Origin of the sequence: Caballeronia sp., from assembly GCF_049581465.1 — a bacterium.
Taxonomy (GTDB): Bacteria; Pseudomonadota; Gammaproteobacteria; order Burkholderiales; family Burkholderiaceae; genus Caballeronia.
In genome coordinates, this window is sequence record NZ_JBAUSA010000955.1 from 1 (window position 1) to 18,954 (window position 18,954).

Annotated in this window: 18 protein-coding genes; 11 read left to right on the top strand and 7 right to left on the bottom strand. The window is 60.3% G+C overall.

Translation table 11 applies throughout. From position 1 onward, the window contains the following. Both WCA53_RS23380 and mpl read right to left on the bottom strand, forming a co-directional pair. Positions 1-345: YqiA/YcfP family alpha/beta fold hydrolase (locus WCA53_RS23380; protein ID WP_423916061.1), on the bottom strand; the 345-nt coding region annotated here is incomplete at its 3' end. Further along, positions 342-1,748 carry a UDP-N-acetylmuramate:L-alanyl-gamma-D-glutamyl-meso-diaminopimelate ligase gene (gene mpl / locus WCA53_RS23385; protein WP_423916064.1) on the bottom strand — a complete coding sequence of 469 codons (1,407 nt, stop codon included), beginning with the start codon at positions 1,746-1,748 and terminating at the stop codon, positions 342-344. The genes WCA53_RS23380 and mpl, both read right to left, overlap by 4 nt. Positions 1,749-1,947: 199 nt before the next feature. Between mpl and WCA53_RS23390 the strand changes: the two genes are divergently transcribed. From WCA53_RS23390 to WCA53_RS23435, 10 genes are all read left to right on the top strand, one after another. Next, the gene (locus WCA53_RS23390) at positions 1,948-2,598 is read left to right on the top strand and encodes a UDP-N-acetylmuramate--alanine ligase (RefSeq protein ID WP_423916066.1); all 651 of its coding nucleotides are present in this window, start codon (positions 1,948-1,950) and stop codon (positions 2,596-2,598) included. Next, complete coding sequence (locus WCA53_RS23395; protein WP_423916068.1) at positions 2,595-3,170, top strand: TlpA family protein disulfide reductase; 576 nt, start codon at positions 2,595-2,597, stop codon at positions 3,168-3,170. The genes WCA53_RS23390 and WCA53_RS23395 overlap by 4 nt, the downstream gene beginning before the upstream one ends. Positions 3,171-3,373: 203 nt before the next feature. Next, the gene (gene aroQ, locus WCA53_RS23400; RefSeq protein ID WP_423916070.1) at positions 3,374-3,826 is read left to right on the top strand and encodes a type II 3-dehydroquinate dehydratase; all 453 of its coding nucleotides are present in this window, start codon (positions 3,374-3,376) and stop codon (positions 3,824-3,826) included. A gap of 129 nt (positions 3,827-3,955) precedes the next feature. Next, complete coding sequence (gene accB, locus WCA53_RS23405) at positions 3,956-4,438, top strand: acetyl-CoA carboxylase biotin carboxyl carrier protein (protein WP_423916073.1); 483 nt, start codon at positions 3,956-3,958, stop codon at positions 4,436-4,438. A 177-nt stretch (positions 4,439-4,615) separates the two neighbouring features. Then, positions 4,616-5,998 carry an acetyl-CoA carboxylase biotin carboxylase subunit gene (gene accC, locus WCA53_RS23410; RefSeq protein ID WP_423916076.1) on the top strand — a complete coding sequence of 461 codons (1,383 nt, stop codon included), beginning with the start codon at positions 4,616-4,618 and terminating at the stop codon, positions 5,996-5,998. 466 nt (positions 5,999-6,464) lie between these two features. Beyond that, the gene (gene prmA / locus WCA53_RS23415; protein ID WP_423916078.1) at positions 6,465-7,367 is read left to right on the top strand and encodes a 50S ribosomal protein L11 methyltransferase; all 903 of its coding nucleotides are present in this window, start codon (positions 6,465-6,467) and stop codon (positions 7,365-7,367) included. 45 nt (positions 7,368-7,412) lie between these two features. Then, positions 7,413-8,888, top strand: coding sequence for a DUF3426 domain-containing protein (locus WCA53_RS23420; RefSeq protein WP_423916080.1), 1,476 nt, complete (start codon positions 7,413-7,415; stop codon positions 8,886-8,888). Positions 8,889-9,016: 128 nt separating this feature from the next. Then, positions 9,017-9,517, top strand: a complete 501-nt coding sequence (gene tpx, locus WCA53_RS23425) for a thiol peroxidase (RefSeq protein ID WP_423916082.1) — start codon at positions 9,017-9,019, stop codon at positions 9,515-9,517. A gap of 277 nt (positions 9,518-9,794) precedes the next feature. Next, positions 9,795-10,730, top strand: coding sequence for a carbohydrate kinase family protein (locus WCA53_RS23430; RefSeq protein WP_423916085.1), 936 nt, complete (start codon positions 9,795-9,797; stop codon positions 10,728-10,730). A 210-nt stretch (positions 10,731-10,940) separates the two neighbouring features. Then, positions 10,941-11,417: a glycine zipper 2TM domain-containing protein gene (locus WCA53_RS23435; RefSeq protein ID WP_423916088.1), complete on the top strand. Its 477-nt coding sequence runs from the start codon at positions 10,941-10,943 to the stop codon at positions 11,415-11,417. Positions 11,418-11,635: 218 nt separating this feature from the next. On the opposite strand, the gene WCA53_RS23440 is transcribed toward WCA53_RS23435, so the two are convergent. From WCA53_RS23440 to WCA53_RS23455, 4 genes are all read right to left on the bottom strand, one after another. After that, positions 11,636-12,379: a histone H1-like repetitive region-containing protein gene (locus WCA53_RS23440; RefSeq protein WP_423916090.1), complete on the bottom strand. Its 744-nt coding sequence runs from the start codon at positions 12,377-12,379 to the stop codon at positions 11,636-11,638. A 29-nt stretch (positions 12,380-12,408) separates the two neighbouring features. Continuing rightward, entirely contained in the window at positions 12,409-12,723 is a 315-nt protein-coding gene (locus WCA53_RS23445; RefSeq protein ID WP_423916092.1) for a hypothetical protein, read from the bottom strand. A 134-nt stretch (positions 12,724-12,857) separates the two neighbouring features. Next, positions 12,858-14,129, bottom strand: a complete 1,272-nt coding sequence (locus tag WCA53_RS23450; RefSeq protein ID WP_423916094.1) for a ribonucleotide-diphosphate reductase subunit beta — start codon at positions 14,127-14,129, stop codon at positions 12,858-12,860. Positions 14,130-14,947: 818 nt separating this feature from the next. Then, on the bottom strand, positions 14,948-15,166 hold the full coding sequence (locus tag WCA53_RS23455) for a DUF3820 family protein (protein ID WP_423916102.1): 219 nt from the start codon (positions 15,164-15,166) through the stop codon (positions 14,948-14,950). A gap of 138 nt (positions 15,167-15,304) precedes the next feature. Here WCA53_RS23455 and WCA53_RS23460 point away from each other — a divergent pair, with 138 nt between their 5' ends. Next, complete coding sequence (locus WCA53_RS23460; RefSeq protein ID WP_423916096.1) at positions 15,305-16,702, top strand: MFS transporter; 1,398 nt, start codon at positions 15,305-15,307, stop codon at positions 16,700-16,702. A gap of 213 nt (positions 16,703-16,915) precedes the next feature. Here WCA53_RS23460 and WCA53_RS23465 read toward each other — a convergent pair. Further along, the coding region (locus tag WCA53_RS23465) for a ribonucleoside-diphosphate reductase subunit alpha (protein WP_423916099.1) at positions 16,916-18,954 on the bottom strand (2,039 nt) is incomplete at its 5' end.

Below are 18,954 nucleotides of genomic sequence, written 5' to 3' on the forward strand. Positions count from 1 at the left end.
GATCAGGATCGAGCCGCCGCCGTGCCACAGCGGTTGCTCGCCGAGGTACGCGCTCAAATCTTCTTGCGGCACAACGGCCGGATTCAACAGCACTGCGCGCCAGCCATGCTTTTCAGCCAGCCAGGTCGCGTAGTAACCGCCTAGCGAACTGCCCACCAGCGTGACGTCGTCATCCGGAGCCTGCCGCGCGAGCGTTTCGGCGAGCGCAATCGCCTCTTTCGGCGAGACTGGCAGGACGGGACAACGCCATTCGTCGATCAGGCCCAGTTCTTCCAGCCGCGCCCGCATCACGCGAGCCTTGAATGATTGTGGCGACGAACGAAATCCGTGTAGATAAAGGATCACGCGCGCCCCTGGCTCGCGGGACGCGCGGACAGCGCGTCAAGCAACTTTTGATGCACGCCGCCGAAGCCGCCGTTGCTCATGACAAGCACATGGTCGCCGGGCCGCGCTGCCGCCGTGACTGACTTGACCAATAGGGCGATGTCGTCGAAGGCTTGCGCCTTGTCGCCGAGAGGACCGAGCGCCGCGTGCAAATCCCAGCCGAGCTTGTCGCGACCTTCGCGTGCGCCATAGCCGAACACAAGGTCGGCATCGGCGAGACTGTCGGGCAATAGCGCTTTCATGGTGCCGAGTTTCATGGTGTTCGAGCGCGGTTCGAGGACGGCAAGAATCCGGCTTCGGCTTTTCTCACCGATACGCGTCCGCAAACCCGCTATCGTCGTTTCGATTGCAGTAGGGTGATGCGCGAAATCGTCATAGACGGTCACGCCCTCGACACTGCCCTTCACTTCCATGCGGCGCTTCACGTTTCGGAACGTGCCCAGCGATTCGGCCGCCTGCGCGGGCGGAACGCCGACCGAACGCGCCGCGGCAATCGCGGCGAGCGCATTCATTCGATTGTGCTCCCCTTGAACCTGCCAGTCGACCTTGCCCACGCGAGCACCGTTCCAATAGACGGCAAACTGTTCGTCGACCGTTGCGCTTTCTGTCGCGGGCAACGCTTCCCAACCGCCCTGCACACCGAAGCGCTCGACTTCGGTCCAGCAGCCACGCGTCAAGACGCGCTCCAGCGCGCCCTCGCGGCCATTGGTCACGATCCGGCCAACGCCCGGCACGGTGCGCACCAAATGATGAAATTGCGTCTCGATCGCGGCGAGATCCGGGAAGATATCGGCGTGATCGAATTCGAGATTGTTCAGGACAGCCGTGCGCGGGCGGTAATGGACGAACTTCGAACGTTTATCGAAGAATGCGGTGTCGTACTCGTCCGCCTCGATCACAAAGAAGCTCGAATCGGTCAAACGTGCCGAAATGCCGAAATTCAAGGGCACGCCGCCGATCAGGAAGCCGGGATTCATGCCGGCGTCTTCCAACAGCCACGCGAGCATGGAACTCGTGGTCGTCTTGCCGTGCGTGCCCGCCACGGCCAGCACCCATTTCCCGTTCAGCACATGCTCGCCGAGCCATTGCGGGCCGGACGTATAAGGCAGGCCGCGATCGAGAATGGCTTCCATGAGCGGATTGCCCCGCGTGACCACGTTGCCGACAACATAGAGATCCGGCTCGAGCGCAAGCTGTTCGACGCCATATCCTTCTATCAGCTCAATACCCTGCGCTTCGAGCTGCGTGCTCATGGGCGGATAGACGCCGGCGTCGCAACCGGTGACGCGATGACCCGCTTCGCGGGCAAGAACGGCGAGGCCGCCCATGAACGTGCCGCAAATGCCGAGGATGTGAATGTGCATAAAGCGTGTTGTGCCGCGCGGGCGCCGGCTTCAAAAAAGAGGACCGTGGGCACGGATGAACCAGCCATGAAACCCGTTGCCCGGAGCCTCGCATTGTAACCGAGCGGGCCGGGCGTCCTTTCCCGGAATTGTCCGTGAGGCCCGCCCCGCGACCCGCACCACGGAAGGGCGTATATTGAATCTCCGGTATCATTCCGCCATGATTCGCAAATCACATTTCGATCCGCTACGCGTGCGCGAAGAGATTGCTATCGCGGCCGCGCGGATGATCGCCGAAGACGGGCTGGACTACTCCACCGCGAAGCGCAAAGCGGCGCGGCAAGTCGTCGGCGAGACTCGGGTGAGCGGCGAATGGCTACCCGACAATAATCAGATCGAAGACGAGATTCGCGAATATCAGGCGATTTTCCAGAGCGAAAGCCAGCCAGCCGTGCTGCGACGGATGCGCGAAGTCGCGCTGGAGTGGATGGAGCGTCTTCAGTCATTCAATCCTTACCTGACCGGCGCGGTGCTGAACGGCACGGCGGGCGAGCACTCCGACATCCATCTGCAATGCTTCTGCGACAACCCCAAGGAAGTCGCCATTTATCTGCTGAATTCGAACGTCCAATACGATGTATCGGAGACGCGTCACTTTGCCGGGCGCGGCTTTGTGGAAACGCTGAGCTTCCTGATGCGCCCATCGCGCGATGAAGAACCCATGGGTATTCACGTCGCGCTCTACGACACCAACGATCTGCGCGGCGCCGTTCGCGCGGACGGACGCGGCAAGTTCGCCCGTGCGAACGCTGCCTCCGTGCGCGCGTTGCTCGACGAACCACCGCTCCAGACACCGGCCACACCTTCATGAATACATTGCGCATTGTTGCGTCGCTGGCCGTTGCGGTCCTCGCGACAGTCGGCGGTTATTACACCAGCAGTCACTACACGAGCACGAGCCATCTTGCCGTCGCCAGCGACGCCAGCAACACGACTGAAGCGGCCGTGACGACATCGAAAGCCGGCGCCGTCGATGAACTCTGGAAGGCGCCGCTCCAGAACGCCGCAGGCACGTCGCAGGGCATCGCTGCGTTTAAAGGCAAGCCAATCGTGCTGAACTTCTGGGCGTCGTGGTGCGGACCCTGCGTCAGGGAAATGCCGTCGCTCGCGGTGCTGCAACGGGAATATGCGAAGAAAGGCATCACGTTCATTGGCGTTGGCGTCGATTCCGAGAAAAACGTCAACGAGTTCCTTCAGAAGATTCCCGTCGGCTACCCCATCTACATTGCAGGCTTTGGCGGCGCGGACCTCGCGCGCAGCTTCGGCAACAATGCCGGCGCGTTGCCGTACACCGTGGTGATCGACGCGAAGGGCCAAGTTCGCTCGACAAAGCTGGGTGAGGTTGACCAAAAAGAGCTGAAAGCGACGCTCGACGCCCTGTAAACGGCCCATCTGACGGCGCGCGAACCTCGGCCAAACGCGGGGAGTTGACGTGAATTCGAGAAACTTTGCGCGATAATGCATGCGAAATGCGCTCACGCGGCGCGCGCGGCTGCATAATCGAAGCGTCTTGCACATCGTAAAACTAGACAACATTCGCTATAGGGCGCTAAAGTGCGCCCAACTCCGCACAAATCAAAGCTGCTATGTCCCAACTGTTGGTGCTACACGGCCCTAATCTAAATCTGCTCGGCACCCGTGAACCGGGTGTCTACGGCCACGTAACGCTTGCAGAAATCGACAAGGCGCTCGCGGACAAGGCGCAGGAGGCGGGCGCGCAGTTGTCATCGTTCCAGAGCAATCACGAAGGCGCCCTCGTCGACCGCATCCAGCAAGCGCGGACGGAAAACGTCGACTTTGTCCTGATCAATCCCGCTGCCTACACGCACACGAGCGTCGCGATCCGCGATGCCCTCGCGGGCGTGGCCCTGCCGTTCGTGGAGATCCACCTGTCGAACGTGCATCGCCGGGAACCGTTCCGGCATCACTCCTATTTCTCCGATCAAGCGGAAGCCGTCATTTGCGGCCTCGGCTGGAAAGGCTATCTGTACGCGCTCGATTTCGCGCTCGACCGTATCGCGTCGAAGCCGCGCGCCTGAACGCGCATGGCATCCAAGTGAGACTTCGGGCCGTCCAGCCTCAATGCTCGCGCGGACCGCCGGCACTTATAAATCAAGTCAAGCACCGGAAGCGTTTCCGGTTATCAAGCATTGAAAGGGGAATTTTCGATGGACCTTCGTAAGCTCAAAACTCTAATCGACCTCGTCTCGGAATCCGGCATCTCAGAGCTGGAAGTGACGGAGGGCGAAGGCAAGGTTCGCATCGTAAAGAACGCAGCGCCGATCTATATGCAGGCTCCGCAGTACATGCAGCAAGGCCCGATGCAGCAGGCGCCGCAGTACAGCCAGCCGGGCGACGCAGGCACCGGCGCCGGATTGGTCGTGCCAGCCACGCCCGCCCCTGTTGTGCCGCAAGGCCACGTAGTGACCTCGCCGATGGTCGGTTCGTTCTACCGCGCGCCTTCCCCGGGCGCCGATGCGTTCGTGCAGGTAGGCGACACGGTGAAGGAAGGCCAGACGATCTGCATTATTGAAGCAATGAAGCTGCTCAACGAGATCGAAGCCGATAAATCGGGCGTCGTGAAGGAAATCCTGGTTGAAAACGGTCAGGCCGTCGAGTACGGTCAACCGCTGTTTGTCATTGGCGACTAATCGCTTTTCGCTTTTACTTGTCGGACGCCGGCTAGTCAGCTATCTAGCGCTTCCGGCCCCAGCACTCGGGCACTCGCCGCGTCTTATGCACGCTTGGCCGGCGAGCCAAGCCGCCGATCTTCCAGGGTCCCCTCGGATATAACCGGCCGGCGATCCATCGATGAGTCGAAACTTGCTATGTTTGAAAAAATCCTGATTGCGAATCGTGGCGAAATTGCGCTTCGAATCCAGCGCGCGTGTCGCGAACTAGGCGTCAAGACGGTCATCGTCTATTCCGAGGCCGATAAAGAAGCCAAGTACGTGAAGTTAGCCGACGAAGCCGTGTGTATCGGACCAGCTCCGTCGAACTTGAGTTACCTGAACATGCCCGCGTTGATCAGCGCGGCCGAAGTCACCGACGCCGAGGCGATCCACCCTGGCTACGGTTTCTTGTCGGAGAACGCGGATTTTGCTGAACGCGTCGAGCAGTCTGGCTTTACGTTCATCGGGCCGCGTCCGGAAACCATTCGCCTGATGGGCGACAAGGTGTCCGCCAAGCAGATGATGATCAAGACCGGCGTGCCCTGCGTGCCGGGTTCGGAAGGCGCATTGCCTGAGGATCCGAAAGAGATCGTGAAGATTGCCCGCGCGGTCGGCTATCCGGTGATCATCAAGGCAGCGGGTGGCGGCGGCGGTCGCGGCATGCGCGTGGTGCACACGGAAGCCGCGCTCGTAAACGCGGTGAACATGACGCGCGAAGAAGCGGGTCGTGCATTTGGCAATCCGCAGGTCTACATGGAGAAATTCCTGGAGAACCCGCGGCACATTGAAATTCAGATTCTTGCGGATTCGTTTCGCAACGCGATCTGGCTTGGCGAACGCGATTGCTCGATGCAACGTCGTCACCAGAAAGTGATTGAAGAAGCGCCGGCGCCGGGTATTGCGCGGCGGTTGATCGAAAGGATTGGCGATCGTTGCGCCGATGCTTGCAAGAAGATGGGTTACCTGGGCGCGGGTACGTTCGAGTTCTTGTACGAGAACAACGAGTTCTATTTCATCGAAATGAACACGCGCGTGCAGGTTGAGCATCCCGTGACGGAGTTGATTACGGGCATCGATATCGTGCAGGAGCAGATCCGGATTGCGGCTGGTGAAAAACTTATGTTCCGTCAGAAGGACATCGAGATTCGCGGCCACGCGATCGAATGCCGGATCAATGCGGAAGATCCGTTCAAGTTCACGCCCTCGCCGGGACGTTTGACGTCGTGGCATTCGCCGGGTGGTCCGGGAATTCGCGTCGATTCGCATGCGTACAACGGCTATTTTGTACCGCCGAATTACGACTCGATGATTGGGAAGCTGATTTCCTACGGCTCGACGCGTGAGCAAGCCATCAACCGGATGCGGATCGCTTTGTCGGAGATGGTCGTTGAGGGCATTTCGACCAATATTCCGCTGCATCGCGAGATGATGATCGACGCGAAATTCGTCGAGGGGGGGACTAGTATTCATTATCTTGAGAATAAGCTTGCAGCTCGGAAGGCTGCCGCTGTTGTGGCGGCTGAGGATTCGGGGGGGTAGGGCGGAGGGGTGGGTTTGGGGGGTGCTGCGTGCGGCGAGTGTCGGTCCAGGGTGGAGTCCTCCTGCTAGCGTGGTCGTTCTGCTTAAGTCGGATTTTCTTGCGTATTTCTGTTAGCCCCTATCCGGGGCGGGACTTCATTTCTTTTCAAACGCGAAAAGAAACGAAGCAAAGAAACGCGTTCAAACCGCGAATACCTAAGTGTCGTCGTCGCTCATTTCAGGTTTTTGGCACGAACGTAGTGGCGCCCCACACATCAACCCGCAGTCGAACACCCTCCTCAAGCACCAACGGCGCGCACTCGCTTCGCCTCGACGGCCCCACCCCACGTTGCCGCTAGCGGCAACTCCACCGAAACGCCAGACTCCACTCTCGCCCCACACGCGCCGCTAACAGAACCGCCCCCACCTCCCCCACCACTCCCCGCCATGCACATCCAAACGAAACCTAGCCCCTCCCGGAGCACCCATGAGCTATAGGGAACTCATCGCCGAACTAGACCGCCAACACGCGGAAACACTATCCGACGCGTTGCTGGAGTTCGGCGCACTGTCAGTCTCAGTCGAAGACGCCGACGCCGATACCCCCGACGAACAACCGCTCTTCGGCGAGCCCGGCCTCACGCCGACACAAAGCGCATGGAAGCGCTCGCGCGTGGTCGCCCTGCTCGCCACCGATACCGATCCACTCGTCCTGCTAACAGCCGCGTCGAATGAAATCGGCCTGGCAACTACGCCAGCGTTCACGCTGCGCGACGTCGAGGACCAGGATTGGGTGCGACTCACGCAATCGCAGTTCGACCCCATTCATATAGGCGAACGGATCTGGGTCGTACCGTCGTGGCACGCCGCACCCGACCCCACCGCACTCGTGCTCGAACTCGATCCAGGCCTCGCCTTCGGCACAGGCAGCCATCCAACCACGCGACTCTGCATGGAATGGCTCGAACAACACGTGCACGAAAATCAGTCCGTGCTCGACTACGGCTGCGGTTCCGGCATCCTCGCAATCCTCGCCAAGAAGTGCGGCGCGAATCCAGTGACCGGTATCGACATCGACCCGCAAGCGGTGGAATCGGCTCGCCAAAATAGTGAGCGCAACCACGCGGCAGTCACCTACGGTCTTCCCGACGATTGCCCGGAAGGACAGTTCGATATCGTGGTCGCGAATATCTTGTCAAACCCGCTCAAGCTAATGGCGTCGATGCTCAGCACCCGCGTGAAGCCAGGCGGACATATCGCGTTGTCAGGCATCCTGGCCCGCCAGGCGGACGAAGTCGCAGCGGTCTACGCACGCTGGATCGATATCAGTGTGTGGAAGGAACACGAAGGCTGGGTATGTCTCGCCGGTACGCGCCGCGAAAGCCTTTAGAATAGCGCCATCGTCCACGAACCGGCTTCTGGCCTTAGGCTAACGATGGCGCTGGCTACACGTTGTCCCTTCTGCGAAACAGTTTTTCGACTCGACCCACACCTGCTCGCGCCGCACGACGGCCGCGTGCGGTGCGGCCATTGCCAGGAAGTCTTCGACGGCGCGCACTACCAGTTTGAACGCGACGAAACGTTGATGGCCGCACTGGCCGCCACAGCACCGAACTACGAAGCGCAATCTCGGCCGGAACCAGCGCCGAGTAAAGCCATGCCAGATCACGAAGCCCTAAGGCAACCGGCAACCGGTGGGGCTGTCCCAGATCACGATGCCCTAAAGCAACCGCCAACGGGCACCGCCGCGCCAGACCACGATGCTTTAAACGAACCCGTACCAGGCGAGGCCGCGCCGAATTATGGCGTCGACACAACGAGCCCCTGGTCGTCTCCCGCCAGCGCCCACGTCGCCGATGGCAATCGCGACGCGCTCGGCATTTCGCTGCATCCTTACATCCCCGACGCAGCACTCAGGCCGCCCGCTGCGCGCGAGCCTGTGAGTCCTCCTGCCTACACCGCCCGCAAGGAACCGTCGGCCGAATCCCCTGCCGCGGAAACGATCCCCGGCACGCAGGCCGAAAGCGATGTCCTGGGCCAAGGGCTCGCTGAGTCGCCGTGGGAAGCGGCCCCGCATGCAGAAACAAGCGCGCGAGTTCATCAAGAAGCCTCCCAGGAAGCTCCCTTCGATTTTCGCGTTGATCCGCGGCTTGAACAGAACCCGAACAGTCGCACCGACCCGTTCATCGGCGGTATCGATAATGATCGCGTCACCGATGCGCGGACCGAGCCGTTCGTCAGCCGGACCCAGGCCGAACGGCGCACGACCGATCGCATCGAGCCCGCTTCCGCGCCGGCCAATCCGTGGATCGGTAATGCCGACCCCGAGCCCAGCTTCGGCACGCCCTCGTCGGTGTCCGACGTTGCGCTCGCGCCCCCTGAGCCCGACCCCTTCCCTGTTATGCGCGAGAGCCGCCCGCCGGCACGCTCGGGCTCGGCGTGGAAAATCGTCGGGACGCTCATTGCGCTGGTGCTGCTCGTGACGCTGTTGGCGCAACTCGCGTGGTGGCAGCGGGAAACCGTCATGGTGTACTGGCCGCATTCGCAATCCCTCTTCGCGCAGACCTGCGAGCAACTAGGTTGCGTAGTGGCGCCGCCGCGGGACATTGACGCATTGCAAATCGAGAACTCCGGACTGCGACAAGTCGACGGCTCGCATAAGCTCGAACTCAAGCTGTCGCTGCACAATCGCTTCGACGTAACGATCGCTTACCCGGCACTCGAACTCACGCTGCTCGACGACAAGAACAACGTCGCCATCCGGCGCGTCCTGTGGCCGCAAGATTACGCGCGGCCCGGCACGCAGCTAAGCGCCGGACTGCCCCCACGGAGCACGCAGCCCGTGATCGTCCGGCTCGATACCGGCGAGGCGGTAGCAGCGAATTATCGCGTGCAGATTTTTTACCCCTGATCCGTCGCATCGAATCAAGTGGCTGGAACTTAACCGATACAAACCGTCTTCATCCGCGCGCGTCGCAGGACACTCACACGCCCTCGACGCGCGTCCCCTTCCGAACCACCGACCTTTCTGGAGTACACATGAGCCAAGTCACCCTGGGCGGCAACCCGATTGAAGTAGCAGGCACGTTCCCGTCGGCAGGCGCAGCAGCAGCCGATTTCAACCTGGTGGGCAAGGATCTCGGCGAGTTGAAGCTGGCCAGTTTCGCTGGCAAACGCAAGGTGTTGAACATCGTGCCGAGCCTCGATACCCCCACGTGCGCCACCTCCACGCGCAAGTTCAACGTGGCCGCTGCGAAGCTTGCGAATACTGTTGTCGTCGTCGTATCCGGCGACCTGCCGTTCGCTGCATCGCGTTTTTGCAGCACGGAAGGCATCGAAAACGTGGTGACGGCGTCCACGTTTCGCGGCCGTGAGTTTGCGAAGGCGTATGGCGTCGATGTCACGAGCGGCCCCCTCACCGGTCTGACGGCTCGCGCGGTCGTGGTTATCGATGAGAACGACAAGGTGCTGTATTCGGAACTCGTGTCCGAAATCAAGAACGAGCCGAACTACGACGCAGCGCTCGCCGCGTTGAATTAAGCCCGGTTCAGATCCAGGCGTGAAATGAGGCGGCGAACGTCGTTGGCCGCACACATCCATTTCACGCGTTGCCGCCGCGAGCATCAGTAACGTCGGCGGCATCGGCGCAGGCCGCTACGGCCTGCGCATTCGTGACGCAACGAACTCAAACAGCGCGAGCTACTGCGCCGCGTGACCCTTGCACGGCGGATGCGCCGCACTTCATGCGGGAATGCTTGACGCTTGGCATCACGCAGCCTGCGCACTTTTTATCGATCAACTTCCAGGGACTACAGCTTTGGCTACGCTCATTTGCGGCTCGCTCGCCTACGACAACATCATGACCTTCCAGGGCCGCTTCGGCGACCACATACTGCCGGACCAGGTACATCAGCTGAACATCAGCTTCCTCGTCCCCACCATGCGACGCAACTTCGGCGGCTGCGCGGGCAACATCGCGTATGCGCTGAAACTGCTGGGCGGCGACGCAAAGATCATGGCGACACTCGGCGACGCCGATGCCCAGCTCTACCTTGACCGGTTCGACGCACTGGGGTTATCGAAGGAATACGTGCGGGTCCTGCCCGATCAGCACTCGGCGCAATGCTTCATCACGACCGATCTCGGCAACAACCAGATCACCGCGTTCCACCCCGGCGCGATGATGCAAGCGCATCTGAACCACGCCAACGAAGCCACGGGCATCACGCTTGGCATCGTCGCACCGGACGGCGCCGATGCTATGCGCCAGCACGTCGAGGAACTCGCGTCCGCGGGAGTCCCGTTTATCTTCGATCCGGGCCAGGGCTTGCCGATTCTCGAAGGTGTGGAACTTCGTCGCATGATTGAACTCGCCACTTATGTAGCAGTCAATGACTACGAAGCAAAATTGCTGGGCGACAAGACGGGCTGGTCGGTCGACGAGATTTTGAGCCGCGTCGAAGCAATGGTCATCACGCGCGGGGAACACGGGGCGCAAATCCTGCACGGCGGGAGCATCGAAGAAATTCCGGCCGTGAAGGCGCGGCAAGTCATCGACCCCACCGGTTGCGGCGATGCGTTCCGCGGTGGCCTGCTTTATGGCATCGAAAACAAGCTGGGCTGGGCCAAGACGGGACGGCTCGCAAGCTTGATGGGCGCGCTCAAAATCGAACATCAGGGACCGCAGACCTACGCGCCCTCGCGTACTGAGATTGGCGCGCGCTTCACGGAAGCCTTCGGCACCGAGCTGTAAGGCTTTGGTGGTGTGATGTTGCCGTTGTGGTTTTGCCTGTGTGGTTTTGCCTGTGTGGTTTTGCCTGTGTGGTTTTGCCTGTGTGGTTTTGCCTGTGTGGTTTTGGCGGTGCGAGTCGGGAAGCGGTCCGGGCGCCGCTTCCAAGTAACTTGAAGTAGCGAGCGGCTTACTGAGATCAAAGCAGCTTGCGGCAATTTAGCGGAGTAAGGGATGAAGATTGCAAGAAGTTGGGTCCTGGCAGCGGCGCTCGTGAGCTCCCTCGCCATGACCGGCTGCGCCTATAACAGTAGCTCGCCCGACGTGTACACCGCGTCACAGGCTCAGCGCGAAGAAACCGTCCGCATGGCTACTGTCGACAGCGTGCGCGGCGTGAAGATCAGCACAAACAATGGTCAGCCGAGCGGCCTCGGTGCGATTGGCGGCGGCGCGCTTGGGGCAGTCGCCGGCAGCACGCTCGGTGGCGGAACGGGCTCGATCCTGACGGGTATCGTCGGTGGCATCGCGGGCGCGGTTGCAGGTAACGCGATCGAGAACGGCGTCGCGACGCGAGACGGACTCGAGATCACTGTGCGCCTGGATAATGGCGATATGCGCGCCATCACCCAGACTGCTACGGGTGAGGTTTTTCAAGCGGGCGAACGGGTTCGATTACTTTCGAGCGGTGGCACGACCCGAGTGACCCACTAGCGAACCAGGGATGGCCGGTAGATCGAATCGATCGTTTCCCGACCTGATGTAAAGAGCGCATGCGTCCCTGGACGTGTGCGTTTTTTTTCGCCTGCCTCAAGCTCGGCATACAAAAAAACCCGCTGCAGGAATCAACCGGCAACGGGTCTGGACCGCCTGGCAATACTCGGTCACGAGACACACTGAGTGTGTCGAGTTACTGCATACAGCTTTACCGCTTACGGACGGCTGCCCGTCGGAAACGGCCATGCGGCTGCCGGGTTCAACGCCGTCTTGACGGTTGCAGCCGGAGCCGGCGCTGCAGGGGTCGTAGCCGTCGTAGCCGGAGCGGCTGCGGTGGTCTTCTTCGCAGCAGCAGCCTTCTTGGCCGGAGCCTTCTTCGCAACCGGAGCGGGTGCTGCAGCCGGAGCAGCAGGTGCCGCTACGGGAGCAGCCGCGACCTTCTTGGCAGCGGGTGCCTTCTTGGCAGCGGGAGCAGCCTTCTTCGCAGCGGGAGCCTTCTTCGCAGCAGGGGCAGCCTTCTTCGCAGCAGGGGCAGCCTTCTTTGCAGCAGGCGCAGCTTTCTTAGCCGGCGCCTTTTTGGCAGGTGCTTTCTTAGCAGGCGCCTTTTTGGCAGCAGCCTTCTTGGCAGGGGCCTTTTTAGCCGCTGCTTTCTTGGCAGGCGCTTTCTTGGCGGCAACCTTCTTTGCCGCGGCCTTCTTGGCCGGCGCTTTCTTCGCTGCAACCTTCTTCACTGCGACTTTCTTGGCGGCAACTTTCTTCGCCGGCGCCTTAGCTGCTACTTTCTTGACAGCAACCTTCTTCGCCGCGACTTTCTTCGCCGCTACCTTCTTCACAGCGACTTTCTTCGCTGCAACTTTCTTCGCCGGCGCCTTCTTCGCTACCGTTGCCTTCTTGGCAGCGACTTTCTTAACGGCGGGTTTTGCTGCAGCTTTCTTTGCAACGGATTTCTTGGCAACCATCATTTTCTCCTTCGGGTTTCAGATGAGAGTCAGTTCAAACACCACCCTTCGTCAAAACCCGCTTCCCGCGTGGGCTTCTCACGACACACGCTGCGAAGCGGATTATTCATCGGCGTACGCTGATGGAGCCTGCTTACGCTAATGAATACGGCAAGGCGCGCGGTACCCTGAGGCACCGCGCGCCAAATTAAGTCAGCACCTGAAGCCGGTGCCGGCAATCGCTTGATCGGGCCACCGGCACTGCCGGCAGCATATTTCGGGGGGAGGTTTGCCCGGCCCATTGAAGGGTCCGCAAAATGCCTGTCTTCTTTTTGGGCCGTTAAGCCACAAGGCGCACTTTGCATCAGGCGACCGTTCTCCTAAACCTAAAGGGCCGGCGCGCGCGCGCAATGGTCATTGCTCGCTGCTGCGCCGGCTTGCCAATCCAATCCCTACTGGTCGCGCTCGTTTGCCTGGGTCAAGGACGCCAGGTTCTTTTTTATTCCCAGGTCAGCGCGCCGCCAGTCTGATACTCGATCACACGTGTTTCGAAGAAATTGCGTTCCTTCTTTAAATCGATCATCTCGCTCATCCACGGGAACGGATTTTCTTCGTTCGGATAGAGCGGGTCGAGGCCGATCTGCTGGCATCGACGATTACAGATGAAGCGCAGGTAGCTCTTGAACATGGAAGCATTCAGGCCAAGCACGCCGCGCGGCATGGTGTCTTCTGCGTATCGATATTCCAGTTCAACGGCCTGCTGGAAAATCTCGCGGATCTCCGCGCGAAATTCCGGCGTCCACAGTTGCGGCTCTTCCAGCTTGATCTGGTTGATCAGGTCGATGCCGAAATTGCAGTGCATCGACTCGTCGCGCAGGATGTACTGATACTGCTCCGCCGCGCCCGTCATCTTGTTCTGGCGACCCAGCGCCAGGATCTGCGTAAAGCCGACATAGAAGAAGAGCCCTTCCATCACGCACGCGAACACGATCAACGACTTCAGCAATTTCTGGTCCGCTTCAAGCGTACCCGTGGTGAATGCCGGATCGGTCAACGTGTTGATGAACGGAATCAGGAACTCGTCCTTCGCGCGAATCGACTCGACCTCGTGATACGCGTTGAAGATTTCGCTCTCGTCCAGACCGAGCGATTCGACGATGTACTGATACGCGTGCGTGTGGATCGCTTCCTCGAACGCCTGGCGCAACAGGAACTGGCGGCACTCGGGCGCGGTGATGTGTCGATACGTCCCGAGCACGATGTTGTTCGCCGCGAGCGAATCGGCCGTCACGAAGAAACCGAGGTTGCGCTTCACGATCCGACGCTCGTCGTCCGTCAAGCCGTTCGGGTCTTTCCACAACGCGATGTCGCGCGACATGTTCACTTCTTGCGGCATCCAGTGGTTCGCGCAACCCGCCAGATACTTTTCCCACGCCCACTTGTACTTGAACGGCACGAGCTGGTTGACGTCAGTCTTGCCGTTGATGATGCGCTTGTCGGCCACGTTCACGCGCGTTGCACTTGCGGCCGCGATGTCGCTCGCGCTCGGTGCAGCGGGAGCCACGAAGTCGCTCGCGAAAATGTTGGCGGCTGCCGGCGTTTGGTGAGCGGCTTGAAGAACGCCATGACCGGCGACTTGAGCCGAAGCACGCGATGCTTGCGCTGTTGCTTGAGCTACGCCGGCGACCTGACCTGCGGGGTCACGCAACACGTTGTGTTGCGAACCGCTCGAGGGAGCTACTGCAGTGGTCTCGTCATCCCAGTTGAGCATATATTCTCACCATCAATTTAGATCGGTTTGTACCATCTTTCCATGAGCGATAAAAGAGCTTGCTCATAAAAAATCCTGTTTTGTGTTTGCACTGCTACTTGCGTACAACACTTGTGCGTTGAACGTGATGCATGAAGCCTCACGCAATGTCTCTTCAAGCGACTTCGATGCAGTGCTTTATCGCTACTTTTTCGCTGCTCATCGACTGCTTCATCAGTGCTGCTTTGGTCTCTTCGAACGCTCTTCTGCTCTGCGATATTGATGCGCCGAAACGTCTTGCGTGGCTCATGACGGTGCCGTGCTGCGTGATCGTGGCCCGCCTTATGCTGTCGAGTTAATCGTGTCGCCTGATGCTGCTGCCTGATGCTGCTGCGTGATGTTGCTTCCTGAAATCCTGACGTGAAGCCACGTGAAAATTTCCTGGCGCCTGCATGCATGCGTGTGTGTGTGTGTGATGCGGGAGCGGTTCAATCTCGTTGCGTCGATCTCCGCGATGCAGCGCCCAAGCAAAGCCTCTCACTGCACCCTCCGGCCGCGCGCTTCAACAACGTTCGCTCATCAGTCCCCACACGGTGGGCCATCAGATTCGGCATGCCTGGCGGCAAAAACGATCCGCTTGCGCGTTCCGTTTTCATGTCGAAAGTGTAGCATCCGACGCCTCAGGCGCAAAGGCAAAAGACACAAAATCTTGGGTGTTTTCGCCAATCATCAACTACATATAGTACAAATGATCGGCCTTCGCAAGACGTGATTTGCGCCCACAACGAACCGCTGCGAGCCGTGTGACGACCTTCATCGCGTGCTCGATACGCCCGCTTTCAGCCGCGCTTGTCACGTAGCGGCGCGAGCAATTCGCGCAGGTTGTTGTGATCGATTTCATGCATGAGCGCGAGCAGGCGCCCGAGCTGACCCGCAGGAAAACCCTCACGCGCAAACCATGCGAGATAGTGACCGGGGAGGTCAGCGAGCAAGCGGTCCTTGTACTTTCCATAAGGCATCTTCTGCGTGACCAGACGCTGCAGGTCTTCGGGGTCCATCGCTTGCCTCCTGGTGTCGAGTAATGAAACGAACAAGAGCGCAGTGTCGCCGATGCCATGTAGTTGCACCATATCGATGCCATAATCATTGCTCCCGTTGTCGCCCCCCCGCCGTGAAGACATGCTCACCCGCTCTCCATGCCGCTAGCCATCAAAGCTTTCATTGCCCCTCTGATCGTCGCGTGCGCGATGTTCATGGAGAGCGTCGATGCCAACGTCATCGTCACAGCCATTCCGGAAATGGCGCGCGCCTTCGGACGCGATCCCGTAACGCTAAAGATTGCCGTCACGAGTTATGTGCTCGGCCTCGGCGTGTTCATCCCGATCTGCGGCTGGGTCGCCGACCGCTTCGGCGCACGCACGGTATTCCGCACGGCGATCGGCATCTTTGTCGTGGGATCGCTGCTCTGCGCCGCGTCCACCTCGCTGATGCCGTTCACGATCGCGCGCTTCATACAAGGCGTCGGCGGCGCGATGATGGTGCCGGTCGGGCGGATCATCATCTTCCGCTCCGTGCGCCGTTCCGAATTCATCCGCGCGATGAACTACCTCTCGGTCCCGGCCATGCTCGGCCCCGCCGCCGGCCCGCTGCTCGGCGGCTTCATCACGACGTACCTGCACTGGCGCCTGATCTTCTTCATCAACATCCCGATCGGCCTTGCGGGGATCTACCTGACCAACAAGTACATCGGCAATGCGCGTGAGCCGCATCCGGGACCGCTCGACTGGTTTGGCTTCTTTTTATCGGCGAGCGGAGGCACGTTATTCCTGCTTGGACTTTCCTTACTCGGTGGCGAGCTGACGTCCGATCGCACGGCGGCGATCATGACGCTGGCTGGCATTGTGTTATTCGGCGTGTATTTGCTGCATTCGCGCCGCGTGAAGATTCCGTTGCTGGACCTCAAATTCTTACGCGTCCCGACTTTCCAGGCGAGCGTAATGGGCGGGTCGCTGTTTCGCATCGGGCTCGGCGCGGTGCCGTTCCTGTTGCCGCTCGCGTTGCAGGAAGGGCTCGGGATGACCGCGTTCAAGTCCGGATCCATCACGTGCGCGTCCGCGTTCGGCGGCATGTTCATGCGTTCGCTGGCGTCGCGCGTGCTACACCGGTTCGGCTTCCGGCAGACGTTGATGGTCAACGCAGCGCTCTCGGGGATAGCCATCGCCGCGTGCGGATTGTTTTATCCAGGCACGCCGACCTGGGTTATCTGGACAATTGTCCTGCTTGGCGGGTTCTTTCCCGCGCTTCAATTCACCAGCCTTAATTCGATGACCTACGCCGAAATCGAAAGCCGCGATGTCGGACGCGCGACGAGTCTGGGGAGCTTCATTCAGCAGGTGTCGCTGGGGCTGGGCGTGACTGTCGCGGGTCTCGCGTTGCAAATCTCGCACGAGGTGCAAGGTCACGCGAGGATCGTGTGGTCGGATTTCTGGCCGGCTTTTTTGGTCGTTGGCTTTTTCTCGTTTCTGTCGATTCCCGTTACCGCGCGGTTGGCGCGGGACGCGGGGCATGAGATATCGCGGGGGACGCGGGGTTAGCGAGCTGACACCAATGTCGCTGCACGGGGTTGGGCAGGATCAGGGTGATCTTCAGCGGCCTCTCCCGTGATGCATTCACACCTTGATTGCCGCGAACCAACGCAAAACGCCTGCGCATCCGTTTAACGAATGCGCAGGCGTTTTTGCTTTTACGAATTTGCATCTTCATCAACTCAAGCGACGGATTCTTCGAACCCGCCGCTCAGACCACCCTTACTGACAGGCCTCACACTCATCAAACCCGACATCGCCCGGACGCATGACGCACACCGGGCCATCCGCTTCCTGTTCCGCCGCCGAGGCCACTGGCGCCACCGCAGAGGCGTTAAAACCGCCTGTCGATGCCCCGTGCGAGCCCTGCATGCCAAACCCGCCGCCATTGGCGCCCGAACCTGTGTCCGAGCCACCCGAACCCGACGGCACCGAATTCAATTGCCCGTGCGCCACCGTCGACTTCTCGACGTGCGTCGCCGCCATCGTGCGGAGGTAATACGTGGTCTTCAAGCCGCGCAACCATGCCAGCTTATAAACCTCGTCAAGCTTCTTACCCGACGCCCCAGCCATATAGATGTTCAGCGATTGCGCCTGATCGATCCACTTCTGGCGACGCGATGCCGCCTCGACCACCCAGGTTGCATCGAGTTCGAAAGCCGTTGCATAAATTGCCCGCAAATCAGCCGGAATCCGGTCGATCCGCGACAAGGTGCCGTCGAAGTACTTGAGGTCCGAGACCATTACTTCGTCCCAGAGACCGCGCGCCTTCAGATCCCGCACCAGATAGTCATTCACGACCGTGAATTCGCCCGACAGGTTCGACTTCACATACAAGTTCTGGAACGTCGGCTCGATACAAGCCGACACGCCGATGATGTTCGAAATCGTCGCCGTCGGCGCAATCGCTACGCAATTTGAATTGCGCATGCCGTAGTTGGCGATCCGCGAACGCAGTTCGGTCCAGTCCATGGCCGAGCTGTCGTCCACTTCCACGTACCCGCCACGCGCTTCGGCCAGCAACTTGAGCGAGTCTTGCGGAAGAATGCCGCGATCCCACAGCGAACCGCGATAAGTCGGGTAACGGCCGCGTTCCTCGGCCAGTTCCGTGGACGCGTAGTACGCGTAGTAGCAAACGGCTTCCATCGATGTATCGGCGAACTCGACCGCCTCTTTCGACGCATACGGCGTGCGCAGCAAGTGCAGGCAATCCTGGAAGCCCATGATGCCCATGCCGACCGGGCGATGCTTCAGGTTCGAGTTACGCGCCTTGGCCACGGCGTAGTAATTGATGTCGATGACGTTGTCGAGCATGCGCATGGCGACGCTGACGGTGCGCTTGAGCTTGGCGTGATCCAGCGCGAGCGTGCCGTCGGCTTGCTTGATCATGTGCGCGACCAGGTTCACCGAGCCGAGATTACAGACGGCGATTTCGGTATCGCTGGTGTTCAGCGTAATTTCCGTGCACAGGTTCGATGAGTGAACGACGCCCACGTGCTGCTGCGGCGAACGGATGTTGCACGGGTCCTTGAACGTGATCCACGGATGGCCGGTTTCGAACAGCATGCCCAGCATCTTCCGCCACAATTGCGCAGCAGGCACCTTCTTGAACAGCTTCAACTCGCCGCGCGCGGCTTTCTCTTCATACGCCACGTACGCCTTCTCGAACGCCGCGCCGAACAAATCATGCAGATCCGGCGTGTTGGCCGGCGAGAACAAGGTCCAGTCGCCGTTTTCGTGAACGCGCTTCATGAACAGGTCGGGAATCCAGTTCGCCGTGTTCATGTCGTGCGTGCGGCGACGGTCATCGCCCGTGTTCTTGCGCAGTTCCAGGAATTCTTCGATATCCAGGTGCCACGTTTCCAGATACGCGCACACCGCGCCCTTGCGCTTGCCGCCCTGGTTCACCGCGACGGCGGTGTCGTTCACAACCTTCAGGAACGGCACCACGCCTTGCGACTTGCCGTTCGTGCCCTTGATATGCGAACCGAGCGCGCGCACGCGTGTCCAGTCGTTACCGAGGCCGCCTGCGAACTTCGACAACAGCGCGTTTTCCTTCAGCGCTTCATAGATGCCGTCGAGGTCATCGGCGACGGTCGTCAGATAGCACGACGACAATTGCGACCGGCGCGTGCCGGAGTTGAACAAGGTCGGCGTGGACGACATGAAGTCGAAGCTCGACAGCACGTTGTAGAACTCGATCGCCCGCGCTTCGCGGTCGACTTCGTTCAGCGCCAGGCCCATCGCGACGCGCATGAAGA

Excerpts from the sequence above, each read along its gene's own strand:
- WCA53_RS23450 (WP_423916094.1), bottom strand. The coding sequence starts at position 14,129 with ATGCTCAACTGGGATGACGAGACCACTGCAGTAGCTCCCTCGAGCGGT.
- WCA53_RS23420 (WP_423916080.1), top strand. The coding sequence starts at position 7,413 with ATGGCGCTGGCTACACGTTGTCCCTTCTGCGAAACAGTTTTTCGACTC.
- WCA53_RS23390 (WP_423916066.1), top strand. The coding sequence starts at position 1,948 with ATGATTCGCAAATCACATTTCGATCCGCTACGCGTGCGCGAAGAGATT.
- aroQ (WP_423916070.1), top strand. The coding sequence starts at position 3,374 with ATGTCCCAACTGTTGGTGCTACACGGCCCTAATCTAAATCTGCTCGGC.
- WCA53_RS23445 (WP_423916092.1), bottom strand. The coding sequence starts at position 12,723 with ATGCAAAGTGCGCCTTGTGGCTTAACGGCCCAAAAAGAAGACAGGCAT.
- tpx (WP_423916082.1), top strand. The coding sequence starts at position 9,017 with ATGAGCCAAGTCACCCTGGGCGGCAACCCGATTGAAGTAGCAGGCACG.
- WCA53_RS23440 (WP_423916090.1), bottom strand. The coding sequence starts at position 12,379 with ATGGTTGCCAAGAAATCCGTTGCAAAGAAAGCTGCAGCAAAACCCGCC.
- WCA53_RS23435 (WP_423916088.1), top strand. The coding sequence starts at position 10,941 with ATGAAGATTGCAAGAAGTTGGGTCCTGGCAGCGGCGCTCGTGAGCTCC.
- accB (WP_423916073.1), top strand. The coding sequence starts at position 3,956 with ATGGACCTTCGTAAGCTCAAAACTCTAATCGACCTCGTCTCGGAATCC.
- WCA53_RS23460 (WP_423916096.1), top strand. The coding sequence starts at position 15,305 with ATGCCGCTAGCCATCAAAGCTTTCATTGCCCCTCTGATCGTCGCGTGC.
- prmA (WP_423916078.1), top strand. The coding sequence starts at position 6,465 with ATGAGCTATAGGGAACTCATCGCCGAACTAGACCGCCAACACGCGGAA.
- mpl (WP_423916064.1), bottom strand. The coding sequence starts at position 1,748 with ATGCACATTCACATCCTCGGCATTTGCGGCACGTTCATGGGCGGCCTC.
- WCA53_RS23395 (WP_423916068.1), top strand. The coding sequence starts at position 2,595 with ATGAATACATTGCGCATTGTTGCGTCGCTGGCCGTTGCGGTCCTCGCG.
- WCA53_RS23455 (WP_423916102.1), bottom strand. The coding sequence starts at position 15,166 with ATGGACCCCGAAGACCTGCAGCGTCTGGTCACGCAGAAGATGCCTTAT.
- accC (WP_423916076.1), top strand. The coding sequence starts at position 4,616 with ATGTTTGAAAAAATCCTGATTGCGAATCGTGGCGAAATTGCGCTTCGA.